Consider the following 16,534-nt stretch of genomic DNA (forward strand, 5'->3'; position numbering starts at 1 on the left):
GGATCGATGCTGCTGGTGGAAGGATGGAATACGTGGGAACTGCGTTGGCCGAAATGACTATGCCTCAGATCTCGCCGCTAAACGGCGAGCCGATCGAACGTGCCGATGCCGAGCGTCTGGCCGGGGTCCTCAAGGCCCTTGCTGACCCTGCTCGGTTGCGGCTGCTCAGCCTGATCCAGTCGGCCCCCGAGGGCGAGGCGTGCGTCTGTGACCTGACCGCACCGCTCGGCCTCTCTCAGCCGACGGTCAGTCATCACCTGCGTATCCTCACCGAGGCCGGCTTGTTGCAGCGGGAGAAGCGCGGTGTCTGGGCGTACTACAGCCTGGTCCCGAGTGCGATCGCGACGATCGCCGACCTGCTGACCCCGCCGCGTAAGCGAGCCACCAAGAAGGCTCGCTGACGTAGGCATCACACGCCGCCCCGAGCCGGGGCGGCGTCCGGTGGCGAGCCAGGGGTGGCGCCACCGGTGGTTGACACCTGCTCGTCCCCGGTCGCACCGCCGGAGGCCGGGTTCGACACGCTGACGGCCGACCCCCTCGCCAGGGGGCCGGCCGTCGTCGTACCCCTCAACGGTCCTGACCGTGCTCCGGGCGCTGCTGGCCGTGCGGGTGCCGGTCGTGGTCGAACGCCTCGCGGGCCGCCTCCACCGCTCCGGCGGCACTGGCCGCCGCGACCATCGCGACCGCCTCGCCGCGCTTGCGAGCCCGCCGGTCGCGAAGGAACTCGAAGAAGATCGGCAGCACCGAGATCAGGATGATCAGGGCGACCACCGGCAGGATGTAGTGGTCGATCTTGTCGCCGATGGCCTGGTAGATCTGCTCGGCCAGCAGGTAGCCGATCAGCAGGATGCCGTCCACCCAGAGCACCGCGCCGACGATGTTCCACAGCAGGAACTTCTTGGCCGGCATGCCGAGCGCGCCCGCGACCGGGTTGAGGAACGTCCGGACGATCGGAATGAAGCGCGCCAGCACCACCGCCTTAGCCGGGCCGAACTTCTGGAAGTAGTACTCGGCCTTCTCCACGTACTCCTTCTTGAAGAGCCGCGAGTTCGGTCGTTCGAACATCGGCCGGCCGTACCGCGCGCCGAGCCAGTGCCCCAGCTGGGCGCCGACGATCGCGCAGATCGGGCCACCGATCAGCAGGCCGGCAAGGGAGAGGCGGGTGCCGTCGCCGAAGATCGCGTCCGCGACCGGTGACGAGGCGACCCCGGCGAGGAACAGCAGCGAGTCACCCGGGAAGAAGAAGCCCACCAGCAGGCCGGTCTCGGCGAAGAGGATCACCCACACGCCGATCAGCCCGAAGGTCTGCAACAGATCCTTGGGATCGAGCGGGTTCAGGGCGACGCTCTCCACGAGAGCGCGGGTCTTCTCAGCTGTGTCCACGGCCACAAAGGGTACCGAAGCCCGGGGCCCCGGCCGCGCCGGACCGGCCCCTCACCACCCGCCCGCGCCGTACGGCGCGGGCGGCAGCGTCCCGGCGTCGTGGGGTGCAATGACGGTGCCCCGCCGACCGTGGTGGTCGACGGGGCACCGGTGCCGCGGGGTGGATCAGGCGACGAAGCGGGTCCGGCGGCGCTTGGCCACCAGGTAGCCGCCGACGCCCGCGGCGAGCAGCAGCGCGCCGAGGCCGGCGATCAGGCCGGTGGACTGGCCGGTGATCGGCAGCGAACCACCGTCGCCGTCGCCGTCACCGTCGCCACCGCCCGTGCCGCCGGCCGCGTTCACCAGGATCTTGGCGACGTCGTTGGCCGGCTTCAGATCGTCGTAGAAGCCGCCCTCGCACTCGCACGGCACGTTGACCTTGACGGTGCCGGTGGCGTTGGTGATCACCTTGTCGATCCGGAACGTGAACTCACCGGCCAGCGTCTCGCCCGCAGGTGCGAACGGGCCCGGGTAGCAGCGGTACTCGCCGGCGCCGGGGCTGCCCGCCTCCGGCCACTCAACGTCGTTACCGGTCCGCGGCGCGCACTCCATCGGCACCGCGATGGCGGTGGTGCCGGTCGGCACCGTCACGTCGACGTACGTCACGTTGGCCTCGCTGCGGAGGTAGTCCAGCGTTGCCGGACCGTTGTTGCGGAAACCGAGGGCAGCGGTCAGCTCGGCGCCCTTCTTGCCGTTGAGCGTGGCACCGACGGCTTCCAGGTCGGCCCCGTTCTTGCCGGTGACGTCGACAGCCAGCCCGCTGAAGTTGTTGTTGGGTTCGGTGTCGGTCTGCACGGCACGGGCCGCGCGAGCGGCGGAGACCGCCTTCAGCGACAGCGTCTTGCCGTTGCCGCGGCGGGCCTTCTCCGCGCCGGCCTCGTCGCGGATCGCGAGGAGGTCCTCGAAGTCGGCCGGGGTCATGAACCAGGCGTAGCTGTTTTCGCGACCCGGCGCGTAGGTGTCGGTGGCCAGCTCGTAGTTGAAGGTGGCCGTCGCGCCAGCGGAGGCCGGGATCTTCTCATCGAAGATGCAGGCGAAGAGGAAGTCCTCGGCGTAGAGGCAGTTGTCGAACCGCTCCTTGGTCCGGATGCCGTAGTCGGTGTCGAACATGGCCACGACACCATCGACCTCGGTCGTGCCGACATTGAACACCGTCACCGGGGCCTGGAACTTGCCGCCGGGTGCCGCCGTCACCGTGGTGTCCGGCCCGCCCTGCAGGTCGACGCCCTCGCCGACCCGGACCCGAGAGGTGTAGCTGGCGATGTCCTTACCGGCGGCCTTGAGGCTGATCTTCAGCTCGCCGGTGTCGCCGTTCGTCGCCTTGTCGGTCGGCGCGATGACGACCTCGCCGAAGAAGCCGCCGAACAGCTCGTCAATGGTCACCGGGACCTGTTCGCGGCAGAGAAGTACGCCATCGCCGTCGGCGGCGCAGTCGTTGCCGCTCTCGCCCGCCAGCGTGATCTTGCCGGCGAGGCTGCTGTAGTCGTAACGCACCGAGACCTCGTTGAGCACCGTGGACTCGCTGCTGTACAGGGACGGAGACCGGACGACGCCAGCAGAGTCGGCGGCGACGGTGACGTCCTGGAAGTACAGGTCGAACTCGGCCGCAGGGGCGGCGAAGGCGGGGGTGGCGGAGGCGGCGACGAACGCGCCTGCGACGCCCAGCCCGGCGAGCCAACGCCGGGTGGAGTGGGTGAGCATGAGGGGGTTCCTCCAGTTGGGGGATCAGGTGGAGCCTGCGGATCTTAAGGAATCGCTCAGGCTCACTGCACCCCGTGGAGCCGCCCATTGCCTAAGACGAGCCAAAAGGTTGATCAGAGTCACCGCAATGTTCGGTCGGTCCGCTCCCGTCATCTGTGACAGGAGCCCCCGGGAGGTGCAGTGACGTACGAGGAGTTCGCGGACACGCGGCTGGCCCCGCTGCTGCGGTATGCGGTGATGCTGACCGGTGACCCGCACCAGGCCCAGGACCTGGTTCAGGAAACCATGGTCCGGGTCCAGCTCAACTGGCGTCGGGTCGCCCGCGCGGACTCGCCGGAGCGGTACGTGCGCCGGATGCTCACCAACCAGTACGTCGACTGGCGGCGCGGCTCGTGGGTTCGCCGGGTGCTGCTGCGCGGGGAACCCGACGCGTCGGTGCCGGCGCTCACCGACCATGCCCAGTCCGCCGTGGACCGGGATCAGATCTGGTCCTGGCTGTCTCGGCTGCCACGCCGGCAGCGGGCCGCTCTGGTGCTGCGTTACTACGAGGACCTGCCCGACATGGAGATCGCCGACATCCTCGGCTGTGCCGTCGGGACCGTTCGTTCGTCCATCTCCCGGGCCCTGGCGACGCTCCGGGCCGAGTACGTGGAGGCGTGACCATGATCGAGGATGACCTGCGTGCCGCGTTCGTTCGGCACGAACCGTTGACCCCGTCGACCGGCCCACTGCGGGCGTCGATCGACCGGCTCGCCGCTACCCGCCGTCGCCGCCGGCAGCGGTTCCAGGCCGCCGGTGTCACGCTCGCCCTGCTCGCCGCGCTCGGAGTCGGGGTGCCGCAACTGCGCCCCGACCGGCCGGTCGACGGCCCGTCGCTGTCCGGTCAACCGGCTGGCACGCCGTCCGAGGCGCTGAACGTCCTGCTGCTCGGGGTCGACGGCTTCGGTGAGCAACCGTCGTACCGGTTGGCGGACTCCGTCCTGCTGGTGCACATCCCGGCCGACCGGAGCCGGCCGTACCTCATCTCGTTGCCGCGCGACCTGGGGGTGTCGATCCCCGGCCGGGGGGTCGACAAGCTCAACAGCGCGTTCTTCACCGGTGCCGGCGAGCCCCGGCCCGACCTGGACGCCGGCTACGACCTGACCCGCCGGGTGGTCGCCGACCTGACCGGGGTACGCGTCGACGCCGGCGCGGTGCTGACCTTCGCGGGGCTGCGCCGGATCACCGACGCGGTCGACGGGGTGCAGGTCTGCCTGCCGAAGGAGGTCGAGTCCTGGCACACCCGTCGGACCTTCCCGGCCGGCTGTCAGCGGCTCGACGGCGCTGCCTCGGTCGACCTGCTGCGGCAACGGCGGGACCTTCCCGACGGCGCGTTCGACCGGGACCGTAACGCCCAGCGCTATGTCGCCGGTCTGATCCGAGCGGTGTCCGCTAAGGACGTGCTGAGCAACCCGGTGCGGCTCGCCGGGCTGCTGTCGGCCCCCGGTAAGGGTCTGGCGGTCGACGACGACGGCCTGCCGCTGACCAGGCTGGTGGCGGTGCTACCCGAGATGGACAGCGTCGACCCGGTGGGGCTCAGCCTCCCGGTCGGCGAGCCGGTGGACGACCGTACGCTGCTGCCGCTGGACCCGAAGCTGGGCAAGGCGTTTCTCGCCGCGCTGGCCGAGGACCGGTTGGCGCAGTGGGTGGCCCAGCACCCGGAGCGGGTCAACCCCGTTCGGTGACGGGGGACGGGGCGTTCGCGACGGTGCCCCGCCGGCCGGGTACGGGACGGCGGGGCACCGGTCGTGCGGGGTGGGTCAGGCGACGAAGCGGCTGTTCCGGCGGCGGGCGATCAGGTAGCTGCCCGCACCGGTGACGAGCAGCAGGACGCCGAGGCCGGCGATCAGGTTGGTGGGGGCGCCGGTGATGGGCAGCGAACCGCCGCCGCCGCCACCGCCGCCATCGCCGTCGTCCTGACCGCCGCCGCTCTGGGCCGCGTTGACCACGATGGCGGCCTTGTCGTTGGCCGGTTTGATGTCGGCCTTGAAGCCGCCACCGGCGGGGCATTCGCACGGCGCGTTGACCCGTACCGCGCCCCGGGCGTTGGGGATGACCTTGTCGATGCGCAGCCGGAACGCCATGGTGTAGGTCTTCCCGGCCACCAGGAGCATCTCCGACGCGCACAGGTACGTGCGGGTGCTGTCCTGCCGCAACCAGCAGTTCTTGGGAACCTCGACGGCGGAGGTGCCCGGCGGCAGCTCGACGTCGGTGTGGGTGGCGGCCTCGTACTCCTCGCTCACATTGTCGAGCGTCGCCGGGCCGTTGTTCCGGAAGCCGACGGTGGCCGTGACGACGGTGCCGGCCGTGCCCTTGAGCGCGGCCCCGATCGCCGCGAGGTCGGTGCCGTTCGTGCCGGTGGCCTTGATGGTCCACCCGGTGTAGTCGTTGCCCGGGTTGACGTCGGTCTGGTCGGCCTGCCGGGTGGCGCCGGACGTCTTGGCCAGGGTCAGCTTCGGGCCGCTGCCGGGGGTGGCCGCCCGGGCGCCGACTGCTTTCCGCACCTTGGTCAGGTCCTCGAAGTCGGCCACCGTCATGAACTGGGCGTAGCCGGACTGGTTGGTGGGGGCATAGGTGTCCCTGGCGAGTTCGAGTTTCAGCGTGGCGGCCAGCCCGGTGCCCACCGGGATCTCCTCGTCGAACTGACAGGAGACCAGGTGGTCGTCGGCGTAGCGGCAGTTGCTGAACCGGTCAGTGGTCCGGATCGAGTAGGCGAGGTCGAAGACCGCGACGAACCCCTCGACCGTCCGGTCGCCGGCGTTGGCCACGACCAGCGGCACCGAGAACTTCCCACCCGGCTTGGCCGAGGCGGTGGTGAACGGCCCGCCGGCCAGGTCGACGCCCTCGCCGACCCGGACGCGCGAGGTGTAGCTGCCGCTGCGCCCGCCGGCCGCCTGGAAACTGACCACGACGTCCCCGGAGTCACCGGGCTGCGCATCCTCGGTGAGGCCGATGCGCACCCGCTTGAGCCCGTTGCGGTAGATCCCGCTGCCGAGCGGCGGCTCCTCGTAGAGGACGACGTCGAAGGGCTCCTCGCAGACGAGAACGCCCGGCTCCGGGGCGGTGCACCGCTGGCCGTCCTCCTCGGAGACGACGGTGATCTTGTTGGCCAGGGAGCGATAGTCGTACCGCACGGAGACCTTGGACAGGGTCGTCGGCTCGTTGGCGTACAGGAGCAGGGCGCGGGTGGCCGGCTCCGAACCGACGGCCAGTGTGGTGTCCTGGAAGTAGGGCGCGATCGGGGCCGCGGCGACGGCGGGCGTGGCGGAGGCAGCGACCAACGCGCCGGCGGCGCCGAGCCCGGTCAGCCAGCGGAGCCAGTGCTTGAGCATGGGGGTCCTCCCGTGGGGATGCCTATGGCGCTCGTCCAACCTAGGGAGCCGTCAGCTCCTCCGGTAACCCTTTGGGATCGATATTTGTCGAACGGCCCGAACGGTTGAGCACCCTCTGGCGCAACGGGCAGCCGTCCCGGTGGCGGGATCAGCGGTAGTCGTCCTCGTCCCCGGTGACCACCCGGGCCTGCTCCATCGCGTCCCAGTCGTCGACCTCCAGGCCGCGGTGCGGCTCACCGTCGGTGTCGGCGGGGCCGGCGACGGTGGCCTGCTCGACCGCGTCCGCCGGATCGGCCTCCGGGTCGCGTTCGTCGGCTGCGAGGTGGTCGCCGGGGGTGAAGTCCTCATCGGGCTGACCCATCGTCCCTCCCGGGGGTCTCGGGGCACGGTTCCCACCCACCGTACGGGCTGGGCGGGCGTACCGCCCGGAAGCGGAGTAGGCCGAATCAGCCCTCGGCGACGTGACCCGATGCCAGGATGGTGCCGTGGGCTTCCTCATCAGACTGGCGATCACCGCTGTCGCGTTGTGGATAACCACGCTGATCGTGCCCGGGGTGGACGTGCACGCCCGATCGGGTGGCAACACCGCCCTCACCCTGATCGTGGTGGCGCTGATCTTCGGCGTGATCAACGCGGTGCTCAAACCGGTGATCCGGGTTGTCGGCTGCGTGTTCTACCTGCCGACCCTGGGCCTGTTCGCGCTGGTGGTCAACGCGTTGCTGTTCCTGCTCACCGACCGGATCGCCCGCGGGCTGGACCTGCCGTTCCAGGTGGACGGATTCTGGGCGGCGTTCTGGGGAGCCATCGTGATGACAGTGGTGACCTGGTTGATCAGCGTCATCGTGCCGGACAACCCGGGCCGCCGGTGAACGGCTAGCACCCGGGTCGGTTGTTCCGGCGCACCTCACCTACGGGATACTTCCGGCGGAGGACAGCGCGGTCCGGCGCACAAATGAAGAACAGCGGCCAGCACGGCCGAGAGTGGTAAGTAAGGAGCGCATCACATGCCCATCGCTTCCCCCGAGGCTTACGCGGAGATGCTGGACCGCGCCAAGGCTGGCCGGTACGCGTACCCCGCGATCAACGTGACCTCCTCCCAGACGCTGAACGCGGCGCTCAAGGGCTTCGCCGACGCGGAGAGCGACGGCATCATCCAGGTCTCCACCGGTGGCGCCGAGTACCTCTCCGGCCCCTCGATCAAGGACATGGTCACCGGTGCCGTCGCGTTCGCCGCGTACGCGCACGAGGTGGCCAAGAAGTACTCGGTCAACATCGCCCTGCACACCGACCACTGCCCGAAGGACAAGCTGGACGGGTTCGTCCGTCCGCTGATGGGCATCTCGCAGGAGCGGGTGAAGCGCGGCGAGCAGCCGCTCTACCAGTCGCACATGTGGGACGGCTCGGCCGTGCCGGTCGCGGAGAACCTGGAGATCGCCGCCCAGCTGCTCGACGAGGCAGCCAAGGCCAAGATCGTCCTTGAGATCGAGGTCGGCGTCGTCGGTGGCGAGGAGGACGGCGTCGAGAACGCCATCAACGACAAGCTCTACACCACCACCGAGGACGGCCTGGCCATGGTCGAGGCGCTCGGCCTCGGCGAGAAGGGCCGCTACATGGCGGCGCTGACCTTCGGCAACGTGCACGGCGTCTACAAGCCGGGCAACGTCAAGCTCCGTCCGGAGATCCTCAAGCAGATCCAGGACGCCGTCGGCGCCAAGTACGGCAAGGACAAGCCGCTCAGCCTGGTCTTCCACGGCGGCTCGGGCTCCCTGCTCAGCGAGATCCGCGAGGCGCTGGACTACGGCGTGGTGAAGATGAACATCGACACCGACACCCAGTACGCCTTCACCCGCCCCGTCGCGGACCACATGCTCCGCAACTACGACGGCGTGCTGAAGATCGACGGCGAGGTCGGCAACAAGAAGCAGTACGACCCGCGCGCCTGGGGCAAGGCCGCCGAGGCCGGCCTGGCCGCCCGGGTCGTCGAGGCGTGCGAGCACCTGCGCTCCACCGGCACCACGATGACCAAGTAACGACGTCCCACCCACGGCCGGCTCCCCGCACGGGGGCCGGCCGTCGTCGTCAGGTCGTCAGGTCGTCAGCAGGCGTACGGCCTCGCGAACGTCATCGGTCAGGTGGATCGTCGACGACAGGTCACCGAACGGGGACGCGGCCAGCAGCGGGCGCAGCAGCGCCTCCACCGGCAACTCCCCGGTCCAGTAGTCGCGGTCCAGGAAGATGTACGCCCCGCTGGCCCCGTCGGTGCCGTAGTAGGTCTTGGTGGCCGCCTGGAACACCTCCTGCACGGTGCCCGCCCGCCCCGGCGCGAAGACGATGCCACCCCGGGCGAGGCGCAGGATGGTGTCCTCCCGGATCGCGTTCGAGAAGTACTTGGCGATCCGCCCCGCGAACAGGTTCGCCGGCTCGTGCCCGTACAGCCAGGTCGGAATGGCCAGCCCGCCCGCCCGCGCCCAGCCCAGCTCGGCGCCACGCTGCCGGGGCACCCCCGCGTACCGTTGCCGGACCGTCAACGCCGTGGCCGTGTACCGGTGGTGGTCGGTGAAGTCCGGGGCGGTGGCCAACAGGTCGATCGCCGCCGTGACCTCGGCCGCCGGCTGGTCCGCCAGGTAGGCGCCGAGGTTCGCGGCCTCCATCACCCCGGGGCCGCCACCGGTCACCACCAGCCGGTCGGCCCGCGCCAGCTCCCAACCCAGCACGGCCGCCATCCGGTACGCGGGACTGCCGCGCCGCACCGCGTGGCCACCCATGATGCCCACCACCGACTGCGGCCCGTACGCAGCCAACCAGACCCGGGTGGCGTCGGCCAGCGCGTTGTCCACGCCGTGGTCGTGCAGCCGCTGACCCAGCGCCTCCCTGACGTCCGGCAGCGCGCCGCCGTGCGCCCGGTAGTGGTCGTACACCCGGGTGTCGTACATCCCGGTGAACCCGCCCTCGGCGAACCCGGCGGCCAGCTCCTCCGGGGTGTAGAGGTGGGTCGGCTGGGTCGGGTACGGCAACCCGGAGAACGGCGGCACCACGTTCGCGCCGCGCCGGACCAGGTCGGCGCCCACGTCCCGGGCCGCGAACCGGCAACCGACGAAGAGGGTGCCGGTGACGTCGACACCGGTCAGGTCGGGCACCGGCGCGAGGTCGAGCCGCAAACCCTGCACGGTCAGCCCGGTCAGCCGACCGGTGGTCAGCTGCTGGTCGAACTCGGCCCGGGTCTGGATCTCGCCGGCGTGCAGGTGCGGTTCGATGACGTCTGCGGGAGGTGGGGTCGGCACCGGGCCATCCTGCCCCTCCGCCGGGGCAGGTCAAACCTCGGGCCGGGGGCGGAACCGACAGGAGCCCGGCGGTCGTGGCCACCGGGCTCCTGCATAACCGGTTCCTGGGGAGGCTCCGGACCATTAGTTGTAATGGAAAACACCAGGCGGCGGCATAGGCCGCAGGCGTGACCAACTCCTCAGCCGTTCAGCGGAACACGTCGGCCGACCCGCTCGCGTGTCGCCCTGTCCAGCGGGTTGAATGGGGCGATGCAGAACCTTTTGCCAGAGCCACCGGCCACCCGCCTGCCCGTGAACGACGAGGCCGACGCCGCCCTGGCCGCCGCCAACGAGGCCGGCACCGATGAGGCGTACGCCGACGTGGCGGCCGGCTTCCCGACCTACAGCGCCGCCTGGGCGGAGCTGGCGGCGCGGGCCTTCACGCAGGGCCAGGTGGTGACGGCGTACGCGTACGCCCGCACCGGCTACCACCGGGGCCTCGACCAGCTGCGCCGCAGTGGGTGGAAGGGGCACGGCCCGGTGCCGTGGTCGCACGAGCCCAACCAGGGTTTCCTCCGCTGCCTGTACGTGCTGTCCCGGGCGGCCGACGAGATCGGCGAGGCCGACGAGGCGGCCCGCTGTGCCCAGTTCCTGCGCGACTGCGACCCGGAAGCGGCGGACGCGCTCGCGAGCAACTGACCCCACCCCGACGGCCGGCCCGACATCGGGCCGGCCGTCGGCGGGTCACAGCCCTTCGGCGACCGCGGCGGCGATCTTCAGCCAGGCGTCCCGGGTGGCCGAGGAGAGCCCGCCGTACCGGATCGGCTCGCCACTGTCGATGAGTCGCTCGTACGGGGCCAGCAGCACCGCCCGGGTGCGGGCCGCGAAGTGCTCCTGGATGGCCGGCAGGTCGATCTCCTTGCGGGACGGCGGCATCGACACCACCGTCACGGCCTGCCGGACCAGCCGTTGCCGGCCGCTCTGCTCCAGGTGGTCGAGCATCCGGGCCGCCGTCTCGGCGGAGTCGTTACGAGCCGACATCGTGACCACCAACTGGTCCGTGGCGTCCATCGACGCCTGCCAGTTCTGCGCCCGGACGTTGTTCCCGGTGTCCACGAAGATCAACTTGTAGAACCGGCTGACCACCTCACGGATCTCGGCGAACGCGGCGGCGGTCAACATCTCGCCACCGGTGGCCGACTCGTCCGAGGCCAGTACGTCGAACATCCCCTCGCCCTGGGAACGCACGTACTGCGACAGGTCACCCACCCGCCCGTGCGCGCCCTGGAACTGCCCGAGGTCACGCAGCATGTCCCGCACCGTGCGGGAGTGGAAGTCCTGCTGGGCGCGCATCCCCAGGGTGCCCTGGGTCTCGTTGTTGTCCCAGGCCAGCACGTAGCCGCCACGCTTCTGACCGAACGTCATCGCGAGCAGCAGGATCGCCACCGTCTTGCCCGCGCCACCCTTCGGGTTGACGACCGTCACCTGCCGCAGACCGCCGAAGTTGCGGCGCACCATCTCGATGTCCCGCTTGAGCTCCTGCTCGTGCCGGCCCGGGGCGAGCCGGAGCAGGCCCATCTTGTTGACCACCGCGCGTACACCCATGGTCGCCACCGGGTCGGCGGGTCGGACCTGGCGGCGTCGGGCGAAGTCCTCGGCGGTCGGCGCGGCGGTGTCCTCCGGTGTCCAGCTCGCGTCCGGGTACGCCGTCGCGTCCGGGTACCCCGGTGCCGGCACCCGGGTCACCCCGTCGGCCTCCTGGTACGGCTGCCCCGGCGTACCGGCGGGTGAACCCTGCTGCCAGGGCGGTGGGTACCAACCCGGCGAGGGCGGGAACGGTCCCGGCGGTGGGGTCGCCGGCCCGGCCTGTGACGCGACGGGCGGCGGCGCGGGAGGGCCGGGCGGCGGGTAGCTGAACTGCGTCACGTCGGGCGGCGGCGGAATCTGCGCCGAGCCGGTCTGCCCGGGGACGGGCGGCTGCCCCGGGTGCGCCTGCGCGGGACCGACGTACGGGACGACGGGAGGCGGGGGCGGAATCGGAGGCGTCGCGCTGGCCTCGTCCTGGGCGGGTGCCGCTCCAGCCGGGCGTTGCGGCGGATACGCCCACGGCGACTCGGCGATCGGCCGCCCCGGCCCATCGGCGGGCCCGTCTGCACCGGGCCCGCCTGCCTGCGGTGCCGGTCCACCTGCCTGTGCGGCCGGCGTATTGGGGTGCGCTGTTGGTCCGCCGGCCTGCACCGTCGGTCCATTGGGCTGCGCTGTCGGTCCGTCGGGCTGTGGTGTCGGTCCGGCCGCTGCGCTGCCAGCGGCCGAGGGGGCTGCCGGCGCTGGGCCGGTGGTGCTCGGGCTGCCGGTGGTGCTCGGGCTGCCGGTGGTGTTCGGGCTGCCGGCGGACGCGGTGGCGGCGGGGACGGCCCGCTCGGTGGTCGCCGCGGTGGGGTCGGTGGCTGCGGGGCGATCCAGGGTGAAGGGCAGGTCCAGGTCGACACCCCCCGGCGCGACCGGAGCGGCGGTCGGAGCCCGGTCGCCGGGCGGTACGTGCGCCGCCTCGCCGGCCCGGCTGGCCACGTCGGGCGCGGCACCGGCCGCGTCGTGCGGGGCGGGTCGGCCGTCCCCCGGCGCGGGGGCGACGTTCGGAACCGCAGCGGCAGCGGTCGCGGGCAGGCCGGCGTCACCTGACCCGCCGTTGCTTCCGGGGCCGGGTGCCGGCGGTGTCGGCTGGCCACCGGTCGCTGGCGGCGGGGGCACGGCGGCCGGATCGGTCGCCGGTGGCCAGCTCGGCTGCGCCGGCGCCCAACCCGACCCGACGCCGGACGGGCCGCCGGGCCCCCAGCCGGGGGCCGGGACGGCGCCGGTGAGCGACGGGTAGTCCGACGGCGAGGGCGGTGACTGGGCCGGGGCGCCGGGCTGGCCGGGAACCGGCGGTCGCCCGATCGGAGGCGCGGCCACCGGTGGCGTGACCGGCGCTGTGACCGGCGACGGCCCACCCCGTTGCTCGGCGACCGCAGCCCAGGGCGGGGCGGTGCCCCGGTCGCCCGGATCCGGCGGCCAGAGTGGTTCGATGTCCCGCTCCGGCGCCGGCTGCTGGCCGGGCACCTGCGCCCGGTCGGCGTTCTCGTCCATTACGGCCCTCCCCAGTCCTCCTGCGAGGATAGGCCCATTCGCCGGGCAGGGCCGATCGGCGCAGGCGGGTCGGCCGGTCGATGCGTCGAGGTCAGCTCGACCAGACCGCCCAGGCCCCCGGCTCGATCCACCAGGAACGCTTGCGGGTCAGTTCGCCCTCGACACCATCGTCGAGGTACGGCACCTTGCCCTCCCGGGGCAGCACCGACACCGCCCGTCCACGGGCCCGCCGAACTTCGAGGCGTACCCGCTTGCGTCCCCAGGCCGAGCGGACGACAACCGGCACGGCCACCGCGACCTCGACCTGGCCGTCGGCCGGGTCCGGCGCGGTCAGCAGCGTGACGTCGTCGAGCGTCGCGTACCCGCCGGCGTTGCCGACCGCGCAGGCCAGCAGCGGTTCCGCGCCGTCGGTGAGAATGGTGTCGTCGACCTCCACCCGGGCGCGCCAGTGCAGCGGCCGGCCGGCGTCGTCGGCGGCGCCGAGCAGCGCGCCGTCCAGGGTCACCGAGCCGCCGTCGTTGCGGAGCAGGTCCAGTCGGCGCGGCGTGCCGTCCAGCACCGCGGCGGCCACCGCCGCCGGGTCCCGGGGCAGCCCGAGCTGCGCCGCCAGGTCCCGGTGGGTGCCGCCACGGGCCGGGTCGAGCGGGAGTACGGCCACCGGCGGCAGGTCGGGCAGGGTCCGGTTGCCGGGCAGGTCCGCCGGGCGCTTGCTGGGCGCCGGGGCGTACCGCTTGACCAGCCGGCGCAGCACGGCCCGCAACTGCCCGTCGCTGGCCGTGGCGACGACCAGCCGGGTCTTGCTGTCCGGGTCCGGCCAGGTGAGGCCGTCCGGGCGGGCCGGGCCGTCGAACCGGGCCAACACCGCGTCGATCTCGGCGTCGGAGCGGGCGGTGATCGTCTCCACCCGGGCGCCCCGGGCGTTCAGCGCGTCGGCGCAGGCCAGCACCGGCACCCGTGGCCGTTCCGTCGCGCACTTTTCGGCTTCGGCCTGATCGCTGCTTGGCTGGCCGGCGTCGGTCTGGCCCGTCGGGGCGGTGTCGGCCCCCGTCGCGCCGCCACAGCAGGCCCCGCCGCTGCCACAGGCCCCGGGAGCGTCCCGCTCCGAACCGAGGGTGAGCAGCACCACGTCGTACACGGAAGGAGCCTCCTGCCTCTCGACGCGACCCCTGCCGGCCACGCCGTCATTACTTGTTAACCTGACACCCCGGGCTCGCCGAGCGGTCGCCACCTGGCACCCGAGCCTTCTGGAGGCGGAAAAGATGCCAGCGATCGTGCTCATCGGCGCTCAGTGGGGCGACGAGGGCAAGGGCAAGGTTACCGACCTGCTGGGTGAGCGGGTCGACTACGTCGTGCGCTACTCCGGCGGCAACAACGCCGGACACACGGTGATCACCCCGGACGGCCAGAAGTACGCGCTGCACCTGATGCCGTCCGGCGCGCTCTCACCGGACGCGATGATCATCATCGGCAACGGTGTGGTGGTCGACCCGAAGGTGCTGCTCGCCGAGATCGACGGCCTGGCCGAGCGCGGCGTCGACGTGTCCCGGCTGCGGATCTCCGGCGACGCGCACCTGATCATGCCGCACCACCGGGCGCTGGACCGGGTCATCGAGCGCTACCTCGGCTCGTCCCGGATCGGCACCACCGGCCGTGGCATCGGCCCGGCGTACGGGGACAAGGTCGCCCGGATCGGCATCCGCCTCCAGGACCTGCTCGACCCGGGCATCCTGCGCAAGAAGCTGGAACTCGCGCTGCGCGAGAAGAACCAGATCCTGTTCAAGGTCTACAACCGCAAGGCGATCGACCTCGAGGCGACAGTCGAGGAGTACCTGGAGTACGCGGAGCGGCTCAAGCCGTACATCGCGGAGACCCGGGCGATGCTCTGGGACGCCCTGGACCGGGGCGAGACGGTGCTGCTGGAGGGCGCCCAGGCCACCATGCTCGACATGGACCACGGCACCTACCCCTTCGTGACCTCGTCCAACCCGACCGCCGGTGGCGCCTGCGTGGGCGCGGGCATCCCGCCGACCGCGATCAACAAGGTCATCGCGGTGAGCAAGGCGTACACCACCCGGGTCGGTGCCGGGCCGTTCCCGACCGAGCTGTTCGACGCCAACGGGGACCACCTGCGCAAGATCGGCGCGGAGTACGGCACCACCACCGGGCGGGAGCGCCGGTGCGGGTGGTTCGACGCTGTCGTGGCCCGGTACGCCTGCCGCCTCAACGGCGTCACCGACCTGGTCATCACGAAGCTGGACGTGCTCACCGGGCTGCCCAAGGTGCCGATCTGCGTCGGCTACGAGATCAACGGCGTGCGGGTCGACGACATGCCGATGAGCCAGACGGACTTCCACCACGCCAAGCCGGTCTTCGAGGAGCTCGACGGCTGGTGGGAGGACATCACCAAGGCCCGCACCGCCGAAGACCTGCCGGAGAACGCCCGCCGCTACATCGCCCGGGTCGAGGAACTCTGCAACACCAGGGTGAGCGTCGTAGGCGTAGGCCCAGGCCGAGAAGAAAACGTCCACCTCCACCCCCTCCTGCCCTAACCCCACCCCCACCCCCCTTTCTGCGTTGATCATGAGGTTGACGGAGTGTTCGATCTACGAATGCCCCGTTAACCTCATGATCGACGGGAGAGCTGGCGGGTTTTGTCCACAGGGTTATCCACAGGGGTGGTCGGGTGGCTGGTGAACGGCCAGCGTGGTCGTCGTGGATCGTGCAGACCTTGTACGCGTCATCGCCGGCGACCAGGATGGCTTGATCACTCGAGCGCAGGCGTTGCGTGCCGGCTTCAGTCGACACGACATCGACCATCTGGTGACCGTCGGGCGGTGGCGACCACTCGCACGAGCGGTCTACCTGGTCCGCAGCCGCTCCATCGAATCACCGGACCGTCAGTGTCGTATCCGCGCCGCTGTGCTCTCGTTGGGCCCGCAGGCTCACGCGGTGTTCGGTACAGCGGCAGAGCTGCACGGCATTGCCGGTCTGCCGCGTCGCGACGAAATCCACGCGGCGCTTCCGGGCAGGGCGGCGAAGCTGGCGCGGGTGTCGGACCCTGCAATCGTGCTGCACCAACTCGAACACCCTCTGGGCGCCGTGGTGCAGGTGAACGGGATCGCGGCTACGGAGCCACGGCTGACCGTGTCCGAGATCATCCTGCGGGAGTGCCGGTACTCGGCGGTCTCGGTGCTCGATTCCGCCCTCAACCGGGGGCTACTCACGCCCGAATGCCTGGCAATCATTCCAGCGCTGATTCGAGGCCGACGTGGTGCGGTCGCAGCACGCGGCTACCTAGCTGAGGCGGATGGCCGGGCACAGTCGCCGCTGGAGACTCGCTCTCGACTGCGATGCGTCGACGGGGGAGTTCCACCGGACACGCTGCAGTTGGAGGTGCGTGACGACGACGGCTATCTGCTCGGCATCGGCGACCTGGGCTGGCGCGGTCCAAGGCTGATCGCCGAGGCGGACGGCCGAGACGCGCACGGCACCCCGGAGGCCGCCTACGCCGACCGCCGTCGCCAGAACCGCCTGGTCAACGCCGGATGGACCATCCTCCGTTTCACCTGGCAGGACACCCTCCACCCCACCTACATCCCCCAAACGGTCCGCCAAGCGATCGCAGCCCTTCACGCCCGTCGATCATGAGGTTAACCG

15 protein-coding genes are annotated in these 16,534 nt (G+C 71.3%); 8 read left to right on the forward strand and 7 right to left on the reverse strand.

The features are described 5' to 3' along the window. Positions 1-23 precede the first annotated feature (23 nt). The gene (locus tag IF22_RS0114335; protein WP_030332125.1) at positions 24-401 is read left to right on the forward strand and encodes an ArsR/SmtB family transcription factor; all 378 of its coding nucleotides are present in this window, start codon (positions 24-26) and stop codon (positions 399-401) included. 166 nt (positions 402-567) lie between these two features. Here IF22_RS0114335 and IF22_RS0114340 read toward each other — a convergent pair whose 3' ends face one another. Both IF22_RS0114340 and IF22_RS0114345 read right to left on the reverse strand, forming a co-directional pair. Further along, positions 568-1,389, reverse strand: coding sequence for a DedA family protein (locus IF22_RS0114340; protein ID WP_030332126.1), 822 nt, complete (start codon positions 1,387-1,389; stop codon positions 568-570). A gap of 159 nt (positions 1,390-1,548) precedes the next feature. Beyond that, positions 1,549-3,123 carry an LPXTG cell wall anchor domain-containing protein gene (locus tag IF22_RS0114345; protein WP_030332128.1) on the reverse strand — a complete coding sequence of 525 codons (1,575 nt, stop codon included), beginning with the start codon at positions 3,121-3,123 and terminating at the stop codon, positions 1,549-1,551. 180 nt (positions 3,124-3,303) lie between these two features. Between IF22_RS0114345 and IF22_RS0114350 the strand changes: the two genes are divergently transcribed. Both IF22_RS0114350 and IF22_RS0114355 read left to right on the forward strand, forming a co-directional pair. Continuing rightward, the gene (locus IF22_RS0114350; protein WP_030332130.1) at positions 3,304-3,783 is read left to right on the forward strand and encodes a SigE family RNA polymerase sigma factor; all 480 of its coding nucleotides are present in this window, start codon (positions 3,304-3,306) and stop codon (positions 3,781-3,783) included. Between the two features lie 2 nt (positions 3,784-3,785). Beyond that, entirely contained in the window at positions 3,786-4,847 is a 1,062-nt protein-coding gene (locus IF22_RS0114355) for an LCP family protein (protein WP_030332131.1), read from the forward strand. A 75-nt stretch (positions 4,848-4,922) separates the two neighbouring features. On the opposite strand, the gene IF22_RS0114360 is transcribed toward IF22_RS0114355, so the two are convergent. After that, on the reverse strand, positions 4,923-6,494 hold the full coding sequence (locus IF22_RS0114360; RefSeq protein WP_030332133.1) for an LPXTG cell wall anchor domain-containing protein: 1,572 nt from the start codon (positions 6,492-6,494) through the stop codon (positions 4,923-4,925). 148 nt (positions 6,495-6,642) lie between these two features. Next, the gene (locus tag IF22_RS0114365; protein WP_030332135.1) at positions 6,643-6,855 is read right to left on the reverse strand and encodes a hypothetical protein; all 213 of its coding nucleotides are present in this window, start codon (positions 6,853-6,855) and stop codon (positions 6,643-6,645) included. A gap of 124 nt (positions 6,856-6,979) precedes the next feature. On the opposite strand from IF22_RS0114365, the gene IF22_RS0114370 reads away from it, so the two are divergent. After that, positions 6,980-7,363, forward strand: coding sequence for a phage holin family protein (locus IF22_RS0114370; RefSeq protein ID WP_030332136.1), 384 nt, complete (start codon positions 6,980-6,982; stop codon positions 7,361-7,363). A gap of 135 nt (positions 7,364-7,498) precedes the next feature. Beyond that, entirely contained in the window at positions 7,499-8,524 is a 1,026-nt protein-coding gene (gene fbaA, locus IF22_RS0114375; RefSeq protein ID WP_030332138.1) for a class II fructose-bisphosphate aldolase, read from the forward strand. A 57-nt stretch (positions 8,525-8,581) separates the two neighbouring features. Here fbaA and IF22_RS0114380 read toward each other — a convergent pair whose 3' ends face one another. Then, complete coding sequence (locus IF22_RS0114380) at positions 8,582-9,775, reverse strand: LOG family protein (protein WP_030332140.1); 1,194 nt, start codon at positions 9,773-9,775, stop codon at positions 8,582-8,584. Between the two features lie 249 nt (positions 9,776-10,024). Here IF22_RS0114380 and IF22_RS0114385 point away from each other — a divergent pair, with 249 nt between their 5' ends. Next, positions 10,025-10,453 (forward strand): DUF3151 domain-containing protein, encoded by a 429-nt coding sequence (locus IF22_RS0114385; RefSeq protein ID WP_030332142.1) that lies wholly within the window; start codon positions 10,025-10,027, stop codon positions 10,451-10,453. Between the two features lie 45 nt (positions 10,454-10,498). On the opposite strand, the gene IF22_RS0114390 is transcribed toward IF22_RS0114385, so the two are convergent. After that, complete coding sequence (locus IF22_RS0114390) at positions 10,499-12,877, reverse strand: MinD/ParA family ATP-binding protein (RefSeq protein WP_030332144.1); 2,379 nt, start codon at positions 12,875-12,877, stop codon at positions 10,499-10,501. Between the two features lie 91 nt (positions 12,878-12,968). Next, a complete protein-coding gene (locus IF22_RS0114395; RefSeq protein ID WP_030332145.1) occupies positions 12,969-14,012 on the reverse strand; it encodes a diacylglycerol kinase family protein in 1,044 nt (347 codons plus the stop codon). 124 nt (positions 14,013-14,136) lie between these two features. On the opposite strand from IF22_RS0114395, the gene IF22_RS0114400 reads away from it, so the two are divergent. Beyond that, positions 14,137-15,426, forward strand: coding sequence for an adenylosuccinate synthase (locus IF22_RS0114400; protein ID WP_030332147.1), 1,290 nt, complete (start codon positions 14,137-14,139; stop codon positions 15,424-15,426). A 163-nt stretch (positions 15,427-15,589) separates the two neighbouring features. Then, the gene (locus IF22_RS0114405) at positions 15,590-16,525 is read left to right on the forward strand and encodes a type IV toxin-antitoxin system AbiEi family antitoxin domain-containing protein (protein ID WP_030332149.1); all 936 of its coding nucleotides are present in this window, start codon (positions 15,590-15,592) and stop codon (positions 16,523-16,525) included. Positions 16,526-16,534: the final 9 nt, after the last annotated feature.

This window comes from Micromonospora parva (assembly GCF_000718515.1).
Classification (GTDB): Bacteria; Actinomycetota; Actinomycetes; order Mycobacteriales; family Micromonosporaceae; genus Micromonospora; species Micromonospora parva.